Below are 17215 nucleotides of genomic sequence, written 5' to 3' on the forward strand. Positions count from 1 at the left end.
TAAAAGTGTGGGAGGTTCGCATAATCAAATGTGCGAGTCGCGATATATTATATATAGAGTGTTATTATGGAAAATTGGGTAATGGAGACAGAGTATGCCTTAATTATTCCTTCTTAAATTCCATGGACTATTCCACAAAATATTTGTGAGAATTAGAGGAATATTATAGGTGGAAACGAATGATTACAGTACCAGATATGACATGCTGGAATTCGAAAGGTAATGGTGATGAAGACATGGACGTGAATTATCGGGTTGAAAAAGATTTCCTCGGTGAGAGACAGCTTCCTGCTCAAGCTTATTACGGAATTAATACAGTCAGAGCAGTCGAGAACTTTCCCATCAGTGGAGTTCCTATACATGCAGAGCTAATCTCTGCGCTTGCAGAGGTGAAGAAGGCTGCCGCTCTTGCTAACATGCAGTTGGGTTTACTTCCGAAGGGCATTGGAAAAGCGATTGTTGATGCGGCCGAAGAAGTGATTGAAGGACAGTTTCGATCTGAATTTATTGTGGACTCGATCCAGGGTGGAGCGGGTACTTCTATTAATATGAATATGAATGAAGTTTTAGCTAATCGTGCACTGGAACTGATGGGCAAGGGAAAGGCTGATTATTTCTTTTGCAATCCTAACAATCATGTGAATATGTCACAGTCAACGAATGATGCGATTCCTACCGCAATCCGAATAGCGGCGTATCGTTTAACACAAGATCTGCTCGTAGTATTCCGGGCCCTTGTTAATGGCATTAACGAGAAGGCAAAAGAGTTTGACCATGTTATCAAAATGGGCCGGACCCATCTTCAGGACGCCGTTCCTATCCGTTTAGGACAGGAGTTCAGTGCTTACGCGAAGGTGCTGGGCAGAGACATTGGGCGTATTGAGCGGGCAGCTCAGGGTTTGCTCAAAATAAACATGGGGGCTACCGCTGTGGGTACAGGCCTCAATGCTCCACTAGAATATATGGAGAGTGTGGTTAACCTGCTTAAGGAGCAGACCCAAATGGATCTGGAACAAGCAGAAGATCTCGTGGATGCAACGCAGAATACGGATGCTTATCTTGAATTGTCAGCAGCGCTAAAGGTATGTGCGGTCAACGTCTCCAAGATGTGTAACGATATTCGTATGATGGCTTCAGGGCCGAAGGCAGGTTTTAATGAATTACTTGTGCCGCCAAGGCAACCAGGCTCCTCGATTATGCCTGGTAAGGTGAATCCAGTTATGGCAGAAGTGATGAACCAAATCTCCTTCCAGGTGATGGGCAACGACCATACGATCTGTCTTGCATGTGAAGCAGGACAATTTGAGTTGAATGTTATGGTACCTGTAGCCGCGAACAACTTGATGCATTCCATCAAAATTCTAAAGAATGGAATGGATGTATTCTATAAGAATTTAATCGCAGATCTGCAAGCGAATATCGACAGATGTAAGCATTATGTGGACACAAGTTATGGCATCATCACCGCCCTGAACCCGCATCTTGGCTATGATGTCGCTTCAAGACTCGTGAAGGAAGCGCAGCAGACAGGCCAGACTGTAAAAGAGATTATTCTGGAAAAAGGTCTCCTGACCGAAGAGCAGATTCGTGTCATACTGGACCCATATCATATGACTTCACCCGGTATTGCCGGCGAAGAGTTCTTACTTAATCAATAACAAGGCACATCACGCTATACTGAGGCAAGCCCCCGGTCTTATGACTGGGGGCTTGTTGTTAAGTGAGCTACCTTCCCTGTAGATACGAATTTAAGGTAAAGGGATACTAACAGTGAGGAGATGATTTAAGGAGCTTGTGCAATATTTCAAAGTAAAGATGGGGGATTAATACCTTGCTAGAGAAGGGTTGTGTCTAAGGGCTGTCCCACTCGACTACATTCGTGTGGAGACAGCTTTTTTTGTGGGTGCGCTTACAAGGGGGAGGGAGATAAAGTTAAAGGTTAGTGGGTATGTCCCATCCATACGTAAAGCGCCATTAGTCCAAATAGGAATATACAGAAGTTAACGCTTACAAAAAGAGAGCGAAGTACCGGAGAACGGTGAAACTGGAAGGGGGACTTATAATTGTCGCTGCCTTCAATGAGGAACATAATGAGTAGAGTATGAACAATTGTGTGGCCAATGATTTCCTTGAATCCGAATACTGTTGTTGTCATTAAAAATACACCTGTTAGAACGAGAGCGGTAAATCTATTCATAATGCCAACTACGAAAGCCCAGGCTAGTCCTAATTCGATGAATGCGCTGATCAGGACGAAGTTCTCAACGGTAAAACCCATCGTTGGGATGTGGTAGTCGTGCATTAAAGAGTAGGCCAGATCTGCAATAGCTAGCTTCTCCATGGCGAGCCAGGCTAGAGAAACTCCTGTAAATACATATAGAACTGGTGCGGCTGTTTTTTTCCAGCGAGTGTTGTATACACTGAGATAATAGATGATGCCGGGATAAAATAAATAATCAAGTGTGTGAAAGATACCGTGCTTTTGTGTGGCGTAGGTGTACAATAAAAGAAGAGCGATACTGGTAAGAATTAAGGTCTTTCGGTGAAGGAGTCCAGCGATGGCTAAGCTAAGTAGAAGATATACCCAAATGGAATCTGCAATGAATTCCGGAGAGAGGTAAGTGCCGGTAATAAGTTGTAGAAGTAGTCCTAGACCGATACCTACTCTTAGAATGAGCAACCTTCGGGGTTTGAAGCGGATTAGCCACGTTTGGATTCGCCTCACCACGGGGATACGATTCAAATAATCGTGGAAAAGCGTCGAGAGCAGCAATACAGTAAACGTGAAACCTAGCCAAAATAGAAAGGTAGGGGTGATCACTTCAGCCATGGGCTTGGGGATCGAATTGCTGCCTTTAGCGAACCATTTGACGTGTAGAAACATGTTGATTTGTTCTGTGAACCATACATTCATATAAGCTGAGTACCTCCTTGATAAGGTGATTCCATACAGAAACGAAATGCTCTTGTTGGAATCGAAAATTGTACAATATCCAAATCATAATCTTTTTTCGCCCATAATATTACATTTTATAGAAACTTATCCCTTATTGTAAGTATTTATCCCTAATGAGCAATGAAAGTAAAATATTTTGTAGAATGTTGTCATAGTGTAGGGTATTAGAGAAATACAGACACAAAAAAGAGAGCTCTCGGGTTAGAATCCCGATTGAGCTCTCTTTTTGTTTGTTTTTGTGGAGAAGACTGTGAGAGTACTAATTAGGTGCGCTGGGCTTTAATGGCTTCAACTGCGCTTTCGAGTTTATTGTTGAGAATCCACTCTTTTTTTGAAACCTCTTTAAGCATTTCCCGAACACTGTTATTGATGATTAAAAGATCGCTGAGAGTCATTGGGGGGGGATTTGCACCAGGCAGGGTACCAAGTACATACTGAAGCTTCTCTCCCTCAGCATTAAGAATGTGGGCAAGACTGATTTCTTCAAGGGCAATTGAGGCGAGAATAAGATTAATGGCTTCGTCAAAGGTTACGGAAATGATAGGAGTTATATTGGGGATATTGGCTTGAGACATAGGGAATCACTCCTTTGCAAATAAACACTAAGGTGATTATATGCAGAGATTCCCCTTTATACGCCGGATTTTTTGAATATCGACAATCGTTAGGCAAGACGATATATAGACCACACAATGCCGGATGAACTGCCTCCCCCGAGATTCAGTCCGATTGTCAATCCGTTTGCTTGATAGAACAGGCCAAGGACATCACCAGCATTTAATTGGACGTCTCCCGCGAGTGTAATGGTTCCATTACCTAGTATGGTTCTTAAGTTTAGAACCAGTGCAATATTTACGTTCAGGAGCGGGAACAAGCCACTTACGAGATTGGTTGCAGTCGGTGATGTTCGACTTATGACGAAAAATGGATTAATTCCAGCACCTAGAGACACGCCGATAGTGGCAGAAGTAATGTAGTTGATGGTTGCAGCAAGTGAATAATAGCCCGTGGCCGGAACAGTATAGTTTCCTGTAGTTGGATTGAAGTCTGGACTTCCATAATACGGACTTGTTACAGTCCAGTTCGTAATTTGAGTAGTAGAAGATACAGTTAATGAAGAATTAACAGCAGAAAATCCTGTGGCATTGAGATTGGGCCCTGTAGCTCCAGTGCTTCCAGTGGCTCCCGTGGCCCCAGTAGCCCCGGTGGCCCCAGTAGCCCCGGTGGCACCAGTGGCTCCGGTAGCGCCAGTGGCACCGGTAGCACCAGTGGCCCCAGTGGCACCAGTGGCTCCGGTAGCGCCAGTGGCACCGGTAGCACCAGTGGCCCCAGTGGCACCAGTAGCTCCGGTGGCGCCCGTAGCTCCGGTGGCCCCGGTGGCGCCCGTAGCTCCGGTGGCCCCGGTGGCGCCCGTAGCTCCGGTATCACCAGTGGCACCGGTAGCGCCTGTGGCCCCGGTAGCGCCAGTGGCTCCGGTAGCTCCAGTAGCTCCAGTAGCGCCAGTAGCTCCAGTGGCACCAGTGGCACCAGTGGCACCAGTAGCTCCGGTGGCGCCCGTAGCGCCGGTGTCTCCGGTATCACCAGTGGCACCAGTAGCACCAGTGGCACCAGTAGCGCCCGTATCACCAGTAGCACCAGTAGCACCAGTATCACCCGTAGCTCCGGTGTCTCCGGTAGCTCCAGTGGCACCAGTAGCACCAGTGGCACCAGTAGCGCCCGTAGCACCAGTGGCACCAGTAGCGCCCGTAGCACCAGTAGCACCAGTATCACCAGTAGCTCCGGTAACTCCGGTAACTCCGGTTGGCCCAGTGGCTCCGGTAGCACCGGTGTCGCCCGTGGCACCCGTAGCACCGGTAGCGCCAGTATCTCCGGTAGCTCCAGTAGCACCGGTATCGCCAGTGGCACCAGTAGCACCGGTATCTCCAGTGGCTCCAGTGTCGCCAGTATCTCCGGTGGCGCCTGTATCACCCGTGGCACCAGCAGCGCCGGTATCGCCCGTGGCACCCGTAGCACCCGTAGCACTCGTAGCACCCGTAGCACCGGTGTTTCCAGTCGCTCCGGTTGCCCCCGTGACGCCAGTAGCGCCTGTGTCTCCAGTGTCTCCAGTGGCGCCGGTAGCACCGGTGTTGCCCGTGGCCCCAGTAACGCCAGTCGCTCCGGTGACTCCAGTAACTCCAGTAGCACCAGTATCTCCGGTGACTCCAGTATCGCCATTGTCTCCAGTCGCTCCGGTAGCTCCCGTAGCGCCAGTAGCGCCCGTGTCGCCCGTATCTCCGATAGCACCAGTCACTCCAGTAGCTCCAGTAACTCCCGTGTCGCCGGTATCGCCAGTGGCCCCAGTGTCTCCGGTGACTCCAGTAGCTCCGGTATCACCAGTAGCTCCGGTATCACCAGTAGCGCCGGTAGCTCCGGTAGCCCCGGTGTCGCCCGTGGCACCAGTAGCGCCCGTGTCACCAGTAGCGCCAGTAGCGCCAGTAGCTCCGGTATCGCCGGTGTCTCCAGTGGCACCAGTGGCACCCGTAGCACCAGTGGCACCAGTAGCTCCGGTGGATCCAGTGTCACCAGTGGCACCAGTAGCACCGGTAGCGCCAGTGGCACCTGTGTTGCCGGTAACTCCAGTAGCACCAGTAGCGCCGGTGACTCCAGTAGCTCCGGTATCACCAGTGGCTCCAGTGTCGCCAGTATCTCCGGTGGCGCCGGTAGCACCGGTAGCGCCTGTAGCTCCAGTATCTCCAGTAGCGCCTGTGTCTCCAGTGACGCCCGTGTCACCCGTGGCCCCAGTTGCGCCGGTGTCGCCAGTAGCGCCCGTAGCGCCAGTAGCACCAGTAGCTCCGGTGGATCCAGTGTCACCCGTGGCACCAGTAGCGCCTGTATCTCCAGTGTCTCCGGTCGCTCCAGTAGCACCAGTATCTCCGGTGACTCCAGTAGCGCCTGTAGCACCAGTAGCTCCAGTATCGCCAGTGTCTCCAGTCGCTCCGGTAGCTCCCGTAGCGCCAGTAGCGCCCGTGTCGCCCGTATCTCCGATAGCACCAGTCACTCCAGTAGCTCCAGTAACTCCCGTGTCGCCGGTATCGCCAGTGGCCCCAGTGTCTCCGGTGACTCCAGTAGCTCCGGTATCACCAGTAGCACCCGTAGCGCCGGTAGCTCCGGTAGCCCCGGTGTCGCCCGTGGCCCCAGTAGCGCCAGTGGCACCTGTGTTGCCGGTAACTCCAGTAGCTCCGGTGACTCCGGTAGCACCAGTATCTCCTGTGGCACCGGTATCGCCAGTAGCGCCCGTAGCACCAGTGACGCCAGTAGCACCAGTAGCGCCGGTGACTCCAGTAACTCCAGTAACTCCAGTAACTCCCGTGGCACCGGTAGCGCCAGTGGCACCGGTAGCGCCAGTGTCTCCGGTAGCACCAGTAGCACCAGTATCTCCTGTAGCGCCTGTAGCTCCAGTATCTCCAGTAGCGCCAGTAGCTCCAGTAGCGCCAGTGTCTCCATTGTCTCCAGTGGCACCCGTGGCACCCGTGGCTCCAGTATCACCAGTAGCTCCGGTGATTCCAGTGGCACCAGTATCTCCGGTGTCACCAGTATCACCAGTAGCTCCGGTGATTCCAGTGGCACCAGTATCTCCGGTGTCACCAGTATCACCAGTAGCTCCGGTCGCTCCGGTTGGCCCAGTGGCACCGGTATCACCCGTGGCACCAGAAGCGCCGGTGTCGCCCGTGGCACCGGTGACGCCAGTAGCACCCGTAGCGCCGGTAGCTCCAGTAGCACCAGTGTCTCCGGTGGATCCGGTATCTCCAGTGACGCCAGTAGCACCTGTGTCTCCAGTGTCTCCAGTGGCACCAGTAGCTCCGGTTGGCCCAGTAGCTCCGGTTGGCCCAGTGGCTCCGGTAGATCCAGTAGCACCGGTAGCACCGGTGGCGCCGGTGTCTCCAGTAGCTCCAGTAACTCCAGTAACTCCCGTGGCACCGGTAGCTCCAGTATCTCCAGTATCGCCCGTGTCGCCCGTGGCACCAGTGGTACCAGTAGCGCCTGTAGCGCCAGTGTCTCCGGTCGCTCCGGTTGGCCCAGTGGCACCAGTAGCCCCAGTAGCTCCGGTGTTTCCCGTAGCGCCCGTGACACCAGTATCTCCTGTAGCTCCGGTATCCCCAGTAGCCCCAGTAGCCCCAGTGTTTCCTGTCGCGCCAGTATCTCCAGTGACACCAGTGTCACCCGTGGCCCCAGTTGCGCCGGTGTCGCCAGTAGCGCCCGTAGCACCAGTAGCGCCCTTAGCACCAGTATCTCCGGTTGGCCCAGTGGCACCGGTATCGCCCGTAGCTCCGGTAGCACCGGTATCGCCAGTGGCACCAGTAGCACCCGTAGCACCCGTGGCTCCAGTATCGCCAGTGGCACCAGTAGCTCCGGTATCTCCGGTAGCACCCGTGGCGCCTGTATCGCCAGTGGTACCGGTAGCACCCGTAGCACCAGTGACGCCAGTAGCGCCGGTGTCTCCAGTGGCACTCGTAGCGCCGGTGTCTCCAGTCGCTCCAGTAACTCCAGTAGCACCTGTGGTACCGGTATCACCAGTGGCCCCAGTAGCTCCGGTAGCACCAGTAGCACCTGTGGCACCAGTATCACCAGTAGCTCCGGTAGCACCGGTATCGCCAGTGGCACCCGTAGCGCCGGTGTCTCCAGTCGCTCCAGTAACTCCAGTAACTCCCGTGGCACCTGTATCTCCGGTAGCACCCGTGGCCCCAGTGGTGCCGGTAACTCCAGTAGCTCCGGTGCCTCCGGTATCTCCGGTTGGCCCAGTAGCACCCGTATCGCCGATGTCGCCCGTGGCACCAGTATCACCAGTATCACCAGTAGCACCGGTAGCACCGGTATCGCCAGTGGCACCAGTAGCACCAGTGGCACCAGTAGCTCCTGTAGCGCCAGTATCACCCGTAGCTCCAGTAACTCCAGTAACTCCCGTGGCACCCGTAGCACCTGTGGGACCAGTATCACCAGTATCACCAGTAGCTCCAGTAGCTCCGGTAGCACCGGTAGCTCCAGTGGCACCAGTAGCACCGGTATCTCCAGTGGCTCCAGTGTCGCCAGTATCTCCGGTGGCGCCTGTATCACCCGTGGCACCAGCAGCGCCGGTATCGCCCGTGGCACCCGTAGCACCCGTAGCACTCGTAGCACCCGTAGCACCGGTGTTTCCAGTCGCTCCGGTTGCCCCCGTGACGCCAGTAGCGCCTGTGTCTCCAGTGTCTCCAGTGGCGCCGGTAGCACCGGTGTTGCCCGTGGCCCCAGTAACGCCAGTCGCTCCGGTGACTCCAGTAACTCCAGTAGCACCAGTATCTCCGGTGACTCCAGTATCGCCATTGTCTCCAGTCGCTCCGGTAGCTCCCGTAGCGCCAGTAGCGCCCGTGTCGCCCGTATCTCCGATAGCACCAGTCACTCCAGTAGCTCCAGTAACTCCCGTGTCGCCGGTATCGCCAGTGGCCCCAGTGTCTCCGGTGACTCCAGTAGCTCCGGTATCACCAGTAGCTCCGGTATCACCAGTAGCGCCGGTAGCTCCGGTAGCCCCGGTGTCGCCCGTGGCACCAGTAGCGCCCGTGTCACCAGTAGCGCCAGTAGCGCCAGTAGCTCCGGTATCGCCGGTGTCTCCAGTGGCACCAGTGGCACCCGTAGCACCAGTGGCACCAGTAGCTCCGGTGGATCCAGTGTCACCAGTGGCACCAGTAGCACCGGTAGCGCCAGTGGCACCTGTGTTGCCGGTAACTCCAGTAGCACCAGTAGCGCCGGTGACTCCAGTAGCTCCGGTATCACCAGTGGCTCCAGTGTCGCCAGTATCTCCGGTGGCGCCGGTAGCACCGGTAGCGCCTGTAGCTCCAGTATCTCCAGTAGCGCCTGTGTCTCCAGTGACGCCCGTGTCACCCGTGGCCCCAGTTGCGCCGGTGTCGCCAGTAGCGCCCGTAGCGCCAGTAGCACCAGTAGCTCCGGTGGATCCAGTGTCACCCGTGGCACCAGTAGCGCCTGTATCTCCAGTGTCTCCGGTCGCTCCAGTAGCACCAGTATCTCCGGTGACTCCAGTAGCGCCTGTAGCACCAGTAGCTCCAGTATCGCCAGTGTCTCCAGTCGCTCCGGTAGCTCCCGTAGCGCCAGTAGCGCCCGTGTCGCCCGTATCTCCGATAGCACCAGTCACTCCAGTAGCTCCAGTAACTCCCGTGTCGCCGGTATCGCCAGTGGCCCCAGTGTCTCCGGTGACTCCAGTAGCTCCGGTATCACCAGTAGCACCCGTAGCGCCGGTAGCTCCGGTAGCCCCGGTGTCGCCCGTGGCCCCAGTAGCGCCAGTGGCACCTGTGTTGCCGGTAACTCCAGTAGCTCCGGTGACTCCGGTAGCACCAGTATCTCCTGTGGCACCGGTATCGCCAGTAGCGCCCGTAGCACCAGTGACGCCAGTAGCACCAGTAGCGCCGGTGACTCCAGTAACTCCAGTAACTCCAGTAACTCCCGTGGCACCGGTAGCGCCAGTGGCACCGGTAGCGCCAGTGTCTCCGGTAGCACCAGTAGCACCAGTATCTCCTGTAGCGCCTGTAGCTCCAGTATCTCCAGTAGCGCCAGTAGCTCCAGTAGCGCCAGTGTCTCCATTGTCTCCAGTGGCACCCGTGGCACCCGTGGCTCCAGTATCACCAGTAGCTCCGGTGATTCCAGTGGCACCAGTATCTCCGGTGTCACCAGTATCACCAGTAGCTCCGGTGATTCCAGTGGCACCAGTATCTCCGGTGTCACCAGTATCACCAGTAGCTCCGGTCGCTCCGGTTGGCCCAGTGGCACCGGTATCACCCGTGGCACCAGAAGCGCCGGTGTCGCCCGTGGCACCGGTGACGCCAGTAGCACCCGTAGCGCCGGTAGCTCCAGTAGCACCAGTGTCTCCGGTGGATCCGGTATCTCCAGTGACGCCAGTAGCACCTGTGTCTCCAGTGTCTCCAGTGGCACCAGTAGCTCCGGTTGGCCCAGTAGCTCCGGTTGGCCCAGTGGCTCCGGTAGATCCAGTAGCACCGGTAGCACCGGTGGCGCCGGTGTCTCCAGTAGCTCCAGTAACTCCAGTAACTCCCGTGGCACCGGTAGCTCCAGTATCTCCAGTATCGCCCGTGTCGCCCGTGTCGCCCGTGGCACCAGTGGTACCAGTAGCGCCTGTAGCGCCAGTGTCTCCGGTCGCTCCGGTTGGCCCAGTGGCACCAGTAGCCCCAGTAGCTCCGGTGTTTCCCGTAGCGCCCGTGACACCAGTATCTCCTGTAGCTCCGGTATCCCCAGTAGCCCCAGTAGCCCCAGTGTTTCCTGTCGCGCCAGTATCTCCAGTGACACCAGTGTCACCCGTGGCCCCAGTTGCGCCGGTGTCGCCAGTAGCGCCCGTAGCACCAGTAGCGCCCTTAGCACCAGTATCTCCGGTTGGCCCAGTGGCACCGGTATCGCCCGTAGCTCCGGTAGCACCGGTATCGCCAGTGGCACCAGTAGCACCCGTAGCACCCGTGGCTCCAGTATCGCCAGTGGCACCAGTAGCTCCGGTATCTCCGGTAGCACCCGTGGCGCCTGTATCGCCAGTGGTACCGGTAGCACCCGTAGCACCAGTGACGCCAGTAGCGCCGGTGTCTCCAGTGGCACTCGTAGCGCCGGTGTCTCCAGTCGCTCCAGTAACTCCAGTAGCACCTGTGGTACCGGTATCACCAGTGGCCCCAGTAGCTCCGGTAGCACCAGTAGCACCTGTGGCACCAGTATCACCAGTAGCTCCGGTAGCACCGGTATCGCCAGTGGCACCCGTAGCGCCGGTGTCTCCAGTCGCTCCAGTAACTCCAGTAACTCCCGTGGCACCTGTATCTCCGGTAGCACCCGTGGCCCCAGTGGTGCCGGTAACTCCAGTAGCTCCGGTGCCTCCGGTATCTCCGGTTGGCCCAGTAGCACCCGTATCGCCGATGTCGCCCGTGGCACCAGTATCACCAGTATCACCAGTAGCACCGGTAGCACCGGTATCGCCAGTGGCACCAGTAGCACCAGTGGCACCAGTAGCTCCTGTAGCGCCAGTATCACCCGTAGCTCCAGTAACTCCAGTAACTCCCGTGGCACCCGTAGCACCTGTGGGACCAGTATCACCAGTATCACCAGTAGCTCCAGTAGCTCCGGTAGCACCGGTAGCTCCAGTGGCACCAGTAGCACCGGTATCTCCAGTGGCTCCAGTGTCGCCAGTATCTCCGGTGGCGCCTGTATCACCCGTGGCACCAGCAGCGCCGGTATCGCCCGTGGCACCCGTAGCACCCGTAGCACTCGTAGCACCCGTAGCACCGGTGTTTCCAGTCGCTCCGGTTGCCCCCGTGACGCCAGTAGCGCCTGTGTCTCCAGTGTCTCCAGTGGCGCCGGTAGCACCGGTGTTGCCCGTGGCCCCAGTAACGCCAGTCGCTCCGGTGACTCCAGTAACTCCAGTAGCACCAGTATCTCCGGTGACTCCAGTATCGCCATTGTCTCCAGTCGCTCCGGTAGCTCCCGTAGCGCCAGTAGCGCCCGTGTCGCCCGTATCTCCGATAGCACCAGTCACTCCAGTAGCTCCAGTAACTCCCGTGTCGCCGGTATCGCCAGTGGCCCCAGTGTCTCCGGTGACTCCAGTAGCTCCGGTATCACCAGTAGCTCCGGTATCACCAGTAGCGCCGGTAGCTCCGGTAGCCCCGGTGTCGCCCGTGGCACCAGTAGCGCCCGTGTCACCAGTAGCGCCAGTAGCGCCAGTAGCTCCGGTATCGCCGGTGTCTCCAGTGGCACCAGTGGCACCCGTAGCACCAGTGGCACCAGTAGCTCCGGTGGATCCAGTGTCACCAGTGGCACCAGTAGCACCGGTAGCGCCAGTGGCACCTGTGTTGCCGGTAACTCCAGTAGCACCAGTAGCGCCGGTGACTCCAGTAGCTCCGGTATCACCAGTGGCTCCAGTGTCGCCAGTATCTCCGGTGGCGCCGGTAGCACCGGTAGCGCCTGTAGCTCCAGTATCTCCAGTAGCGCCTGTGTCTCCAGTGACGCCCGTGTCACCCGTGGCCCCAGTTGCGCCGGTGTCGCCAGTAGCGCCCGTAGCGCCAGTAGCACCAGTAGCTCCGGTGGATCCAGTGTCACCCGTGGCACCAGTAGCGCCTGTATCTCCAGTGTCTCCGGTCGCTCCAGTAGCACCAGTATCTCCGGTGACTCCAGTAGCGCCTGTAGCACCAGTAGCTCCAGTATCGCCAGTGTCTCCAGTCGCTCCGGTAGCTCCCGTAGCGCCAGTAGCGCCCGTGTCGCCCGTATCTCCGATAGCACCAGTCACTCCAGTAGCTCCAGTAACTCCCGTGTCGCCGGTATCGCCAGTGGCCCCAGTGTCTCCGGTGACTCCAGTAGCTCCGGTATCACCAGTAGCACCCGTAGCGCCGGTAGCTCCGGTAGCCCCGGTGTCGCCCGTGGCCCCAGTAGCGCCAGTGGCACCTGTGTTGCCGGTAACTCCAGTAGCTCCGGTGACTCCGGTAGCACCAGTATCTCCTGTGGCACCGGTATCGCCAGTAGCGCCCGTAGCACCAGTGACGCCAGTAGCACCAGTAGCGCCGGTGACTCCAGTAACTCCAGTAACTCCAGTAACTCCCGTGGCACCGGTAGCGCCAGTGGCACCGGTAGCGCCAGTGTCTCCGGTAGCACCAGTAGCACCAGTATCTCCTGTAGCGCCTGTAGCTCCAGTATCTCCAGTAGCGCCAGTAGCTCCAGTAGCGCCAGTGTCTCCATTGTCTCCAGTGGCACCCGTGGCACCCGTGGCTCCAGTATCACCAGTAGCTCCGGTGATTCCAGTGGCACCAGTATCTCCGGTGTCACCAGTATCACCAGTAGCTCCGGTGATTCCAGTGGCACCAGTATCTCCGGTGTCACCAGTATCACCAGTAGCTCCGGTCGCTCCGGTTGGCCCAGTGGCACCGGTATCACCCGTGGCACCAGAAGCGCCGGTGTCGCCCGTGGCACCGGTGACGCCAGTAGCACCCGTAGCGCCGGTAGCTCCAGTAGCACCAGTGTCTCCGGTGGATCCGGTATCTCCAGTGACGCCAGTAGCACCTGTGTCTCCAGTGTCTCCAGTGGCACCAGTAGCTCCGGTTGGCCCAGTAGCTCCGGTTGGCCCAGTGGCTCCGGTAGATCCAGTAGCACCGGTAGCACCGGTGGCGCCGGTGTCTCCAGTAGCTCCAGTAACTCCAGTAACTCCCGTGGCACCGGTAGCTCCAGTATCTCCAGTATCGCCCGTGTCGCCCGTGGCACCAGTGGTACCAGTAGCGCCTGTAGCGCCAGTGTCTCCGGTCGCTCCGGTTGGCCCAGTGGCACCAGTAGCCCCAGTAGCTCCGGTGTTTCCCGTAGCGCCCGTGACACCAGTATCTCCTGTAGCTCCGGTATCCCCAGTAGCCCCAGTAGCCCCAGTGTTTCCTGTCGCGCCAGTATCTCCAGTGACACCAGTGTCACCCGTGGCCCCAGTTGCGCCGGTGTCGCCAGTAGCGCCCGTAGCACCAGTAGCGCCCTTAGCACCAGTATCTCCGGTTGGCCCAGTGGCACCGGTATCGCCCGTAGCTCCGGTAGCACCGGTATCGCCAGTGGCACCAGTAGCACCCGTAGCACCCGTGGCTCCAGTATCGCCAGTGGCACCAGTAGCTCCGGTATCTCCGGTAGCACCCGTGGCGCCTGTATCGCCAGTGGTACCGGTAGCACCCGTAGCACCAGTGACGCCAGTAGCGCCGGTGTCTCCAGTGTCTCCAGTGTCTCCAGTGGCGCCGGTAGCACCGGTGTTGCCCGTGGCCCCAGTAACGCCAGTCGCTCCGGTGACACCAGTAGCGCCGGTGTCTCCAGTAGCTCCGGTGACTCCGGTAGCACCAGTATCTCCTGTGGCGCCGGTATCGCCAGTAGCGCCCTTAGCACCAGTGACGCCAGTAGCACCGGTAGCACCGGTGTCGCCCGTAGCTCCAGTAACTCCAGTAACTCCCGTGGCACCAGTAGCGCCAGTGTCTCCGGTAGCACCAGTATCTCCTGTAGCGCCGGTGTCTCCAGTGGCACCAGTGGCTCCAGTAGCACCCGTAGCGCCGGTGACTCCAGTGGCGCCGGTAGCTCCGGTGTCACCAGTATCACCAGTATCACCAGTAGCTCCGGTCGCTCCGGTTGGCCCAGTGGCACCGGTAGCGCCAGTAGAGCCCGTAGCTCCGGTATCACCCGTGGCACCAGAAGCGCCGGTGTCGCCCGTGGCACCAGTGACGCCAGTAGCACCCGTAGCGCCGGTAGCTCCAGTAGCACCTGTATCTCCAGTAGCACCAGTGTCTCCGGTGGATCCGGTATCTCCAGTGACGCCAGTAGCACCTGTGTCTCCAGTGTCTCCAGTGGCACCAGTATCTCCGGTTGGCCCAGTGGCTCCGGTAGCTCCAGTAGCACCGGTAGCACCGGTATCGCCAGTGGCACCTGTAGCACCCGTGGCACCAGTAGCACCGGTAGCGCCGGTATCGCCCGTAGCACCCGTAGCACCCGTGGCACCAGTATCTCCGGTATCGCCAGTGGTACCCGTAGCGCCAGTATCTCCGGTAGCTCCTGTAGCACCAGTATCTCCGGTATCACCAGTGGCCCCAGTAGCACCAGTGTCACCAGTATCTCCAGTAGATCCAGTAGCTCCAGTAGCTCCAGTGTCACCAGTATCTCCAGTAGCTCCAGTAGCTCCAGTGGCCCCCGTGGCCCCAGTTGCGCCGGTGTCGCCAGTGGCGCCGGTATCGCCAGTGGCACCCGTAGCGCCCGTGTCTCCTGTAGCTCCGGTGTCACCCGTGGTGCCAGTATCACCCGTGGCACCGGTGTCGCCCGTGGCACCTGTGTTGCCGGTAACTCCAGTAGCGCCAGTATCTCCTGTAGTGCCTGTAGTGCCAGTAGCGCCAGTAGCGCCAGTAGCGCCAGTAGCACCCGTGGCACCAGTAGCGCCTGTAGCGCCTGTAGTGCCAGAAGCGCCAGTAGCACCCGTGGCTCCAGTCGCTCCAGTAGCGCCGATGTCTCCAGTCGCTCCAGTAGCGCCAGTATTTCCGGTGACTCCAGTAGCACCGGTAGCACCAGTATCTCCGGTATCGCCAGTGTCTCCAGTGGCACCCGTAGCGCCAGTGGCACCTGTGTTGCCGGTAACTCCAGTAGCACCAGTGTCACCCGTAGCACCAGTGTCACCAGTAGCGCCGGTGTCTCCAGTAGCTCCGGTGACTCCAGTAGCTCCGGTAGCGCCTGTAGCTCCAGTATCTCCGGTATCACCCGTAGCGCCAGTGTCTCCGGTGACTCCAGTAACTCCAGTAACTCCGGTAGCTCCAGTAACTCCCGTGGCACCGGTATCGCCCGTAGCGCCAGTATCTCCTGTAGCGCCGGTATCGCCAGTAGCGCCCGTGTCACCCGTGGCCCCAGTTGCGCCGGTGTCGCCCGTGGCGCCGGTATCGCCAGTGGCACCTGTAGCTCCAGTATCTCCTGTAGTGCCAGTAGTACCAGTAGCACCAGTAGCGCCGGTATCGCCCGTGGCACCCGTAGCGCCAGTGTCTCCGGTAGCACCCGTGTCTCCGGTAGCTCCTGTAGCGCCAGTATCACCAGTATCTCCGGTAGCACCCGTAGCCCCCGTGTCTCCAGTATCTCCAGTAGCGCCCGTGGCTCCGGTATCGCCAGTGGCACCGGTAGCTCCCGTAGCTCCAGTAGCGCCGGTATCGCCAGTGTCTCCAGTGTCTCCCGTGGCACCCGTGGCTCCGGTATCGCCCGTGGCCCCAGTAGCTCCAGTAGCCCCAGTGTCTCCGATCGCTCCGGTTGGCCCAGTAGCACCAGTATCTCCTGTGGCGCCGGTATCGCCCGTAGCGCCCGTATCTCCAGTATCTCCAGTATCTCCAGTAGCGCCAGTAACGCCAGTCGCTCCGGTAGCACCAGTATCTCCAGTGACGCCAGTAGCGCCGGTGTCGCCCGTGGCACCCGTATCGCCAGTATCTCCGGTGGCGCCTGTAGCACCCGTGTCGCCCGTAGCACCAGTAGCTCCAGTGTCTCCGATCGCTCCGGTTGGCCCAGTGGCACCGGTAGCGCCTGTAGCTCCGGTGTCTCCAGTAGCGCCGGTGACTCCAGTATCTCCGGTGACTCCAGTCGCTCCAGTAGCTCCAGTAGCACCGGTATCACCTGTAGCGCCGGTGTCTCCAGTAGCGCCAGTAGCTCCGGTGGCACCCGTGGCACCCGTGTCCCCAGTGGTGCCGATATCTCCAGTCGCTCCAGTAGCTCCCGTGGCACCAGTATCGCCGGTGGCCCCAGTGGCTCCAGTGGCCCCAATGGCACCAGCAGCTCCGGTAGCTCCAGTAGCGCCGGTGTCGCCCGTAGCTCCTGTAGCGCCAGTGTCTCCGGTCGCTCCGGTATCACCCGTAGCGCCCGTAGCTCCAGTAACTCCAGTAACTCCCGTGGCACCGGTAGCGCCAGTAGCGCCGGTATCACCCGTGGCACCCGTGTCCCCAGTGGCACCTGTATCTCCGGTGTCTCCAGTCGCTCCGGTATCGCCAGTGTCTCCAGTCGCTCCGGTAGCCCCCGTGTTTCCAGTAACACCAGTGTCCCCAGTGGCACCTGTATCTCCGGTGTCGCCAGTAGCACCCGTGGCACCAGTGTCGCCAGTAGCACCCGTGTCGCCAGTAGCACCCGTATCACCACCTGCAGGTCCTGTTGGACCCGTAGGGCCTGTAGGGCCAACAGATATAGGAATAGAGAGCACGCTCTCAAGTTTGTTTACGAGAAGGTCTTCTACATTTCGGACGCTGTCAACAGTGTTTCGAATACTCTCGTTGATGGCCAGCAAGTCTGAGATGCTTGCCGAAGGAGGTGGGGCACCTGGAAGTGTACCAAGTGCGTACTGAAGTTTTTCTCCTTCTGAGTTAATAATGTGGCTAAGTCCCAGTTCCTCAAGTGCAATGGAGAGTAGAAGGAGATTAATAGCGTCTTCACGGGTAAGTAAGATATTCGGAGAAAGATTCGGAATATTAGATTCGGACATATCTCCAGCTCCTTTACACAGACATGGAATATCTTATGCCAGAATCAATCTAATCGTAATGTTGTCTATCTATAAAAATAAAAATCCGCATTCATAAGATTCACATCATTAAGCAGGAAAAGCAGCGAACTGCTGCTGGATTAGGAAGTGATAATCTGAGACATCTTTGAATAAGTATAGGGGGCGGGATATATCTGAACTAAGCCATGTCTTTATGAGGTGGCTTAAGGTTATATCATTTGGAAAAGGAGGACGAC

Annotated in this window: 10 protein-coding genes and 1 pseudogene; 1 reads left to right on the forward strand and 10 read right to left on the reverse strand. The window is 58.0% G+C overall.

Annotated elements, in window-relative coordinates:
- Window positions 1-236 precede the first annotated feature (236 nt).
- The gene (locus tag ACK8P5_RS02625) at window positions 237-1658 is read left to right on the forward strand and encodes an aspartate ammonia-lyase (RefSeq protein WP_422661345.1); all 1422 of its coding nucleotides are present in this window, start codon (window positions 237-239) and stop codon (window positions 1656-1658) included.
- Window positions 1659-1939: 281 nt separating this feature from the next.
- Here the strand turns inward: ACK8P5_RS02625 and ACK8P5_RS02630 are convergent, their stop codons facing one another.
- From ACK8P5_RS02630 to ACK8P5_RS02675, 10 genes and pseudogenes are all read right to left on the reverse strand, one after another.
- Complete coding sequence (locus tag ACK8P5_RS02630; protein ID WP_422659456.1) at window positions 1940-2914, reverse strand: hypothetical protein; 975 nt, start codon at window positions 2912-2914, stop codon at window positions 1940-1942.
- Between the two features lie 305 nt (window positions 2915-3219).
- Entirely contained in the window at window positions 3220-3531 is a 312-nt protein-coding gene (locus tag ACK8P5_RS02635) for a hypothetical protein (protein WP_422659457.1), read from the reverse strand.
- An 89-nt stretch (window positions 3532-3620) separates the two neighbouring features.
- Window positions 3621-3908, reverse strand: coding sequence for a hypothetical protein (locus ACK8P5_RS02640; protein ID WP_422661585.1), 288 nt, complete (start codon window positions 3906-3908; stop codon window positions 3621-3623).
- Window positions 3909-4066: 158 nt separating this feature from the next.
- Window positions 4067-5239, reverse strand: coding sequence for a hypothetical protein (locus tag ACK8P5_RS02645; RefSeq protein ID WP_422659458.1), 1173 nt, complete (start codon window positions 5237-5239; stop codon window positions 4067-4069).
- A 3-nt stretch (window positions 5240-5242) separates the two neighbouring features.
- Window positions 5243-5986 (reverse strand): hypothetical protein, encoded by a 744-nt coding sequence (locus ACK8P5_RS02650; RefSeq protein ID WP_422659459.1) that lies wholly within the window; start codon window positions 5984-5986, stop codon window positions 5243-5245.
- Window positions 5987-5989: 3 nt separating this feature from the next.
- Complete coding sequence (locus ACK8P5_RS02655; protein ID WP_422659460.1) at window positions 5990-8362, reverse strand: hypothetical protein; 2373 nt, start codon at window positions 8360-8362, stop codon at window positions 5990-5992.
- A 3-nt stretch (window positions 8363-8365) separates the two neighbouring features.
- Complete coding sequence (locus ACK8P5_RS02660) at window positions 8366-9109, reverse strand: hypothetical protein (protein WP_422659459.1); 744 nt, start codon at window positions 9107-9109, stop codon at window positions 8366-8368.
- 3 nt (window positions 9110-9112) lie between these two features.
- Window positions 9113-11494 (reverse strand): hypothetical protein, encoded by a 2382-nt coding sequence (locus tag ACK8P5_RS02665; protein WP_422659461.1) that lies wholly within the window; start codon window positions 11492-11494, stop codon window positions 9113-9115.
- Between the two features lie 3 nt (window positions 11495-11497).
- Window positions 11498-12241 (reverse strand): hypothetical protein, encoded by a 744-nt coding sequence (locus ACK8P5_RS02670; RefSeq protein WP_422659459.1) that lies wholly within the window; start codon window positions 12239-12241, stop codon window positions 11498-11500.
- A gap of 2314 nt (window positions 12242-14555) precedes the next feature.
- Window positions 14556-16958, reverse strand: a pseudogene (locus ACK8P5_RS02675) (collagen-like protein); the annotation flags it as partial.
- Window positions 16959-17215: the final 257 nt, after the last annotated feature.

The organism is Paenibacillus sp. EC2-1 (genome assembly GCF_049311625.1).
GTDB lineage: Bacteria > Bacillota > Bacilli > Paenibacillales > Paenibacillaceae > Paenibacillus_AQ.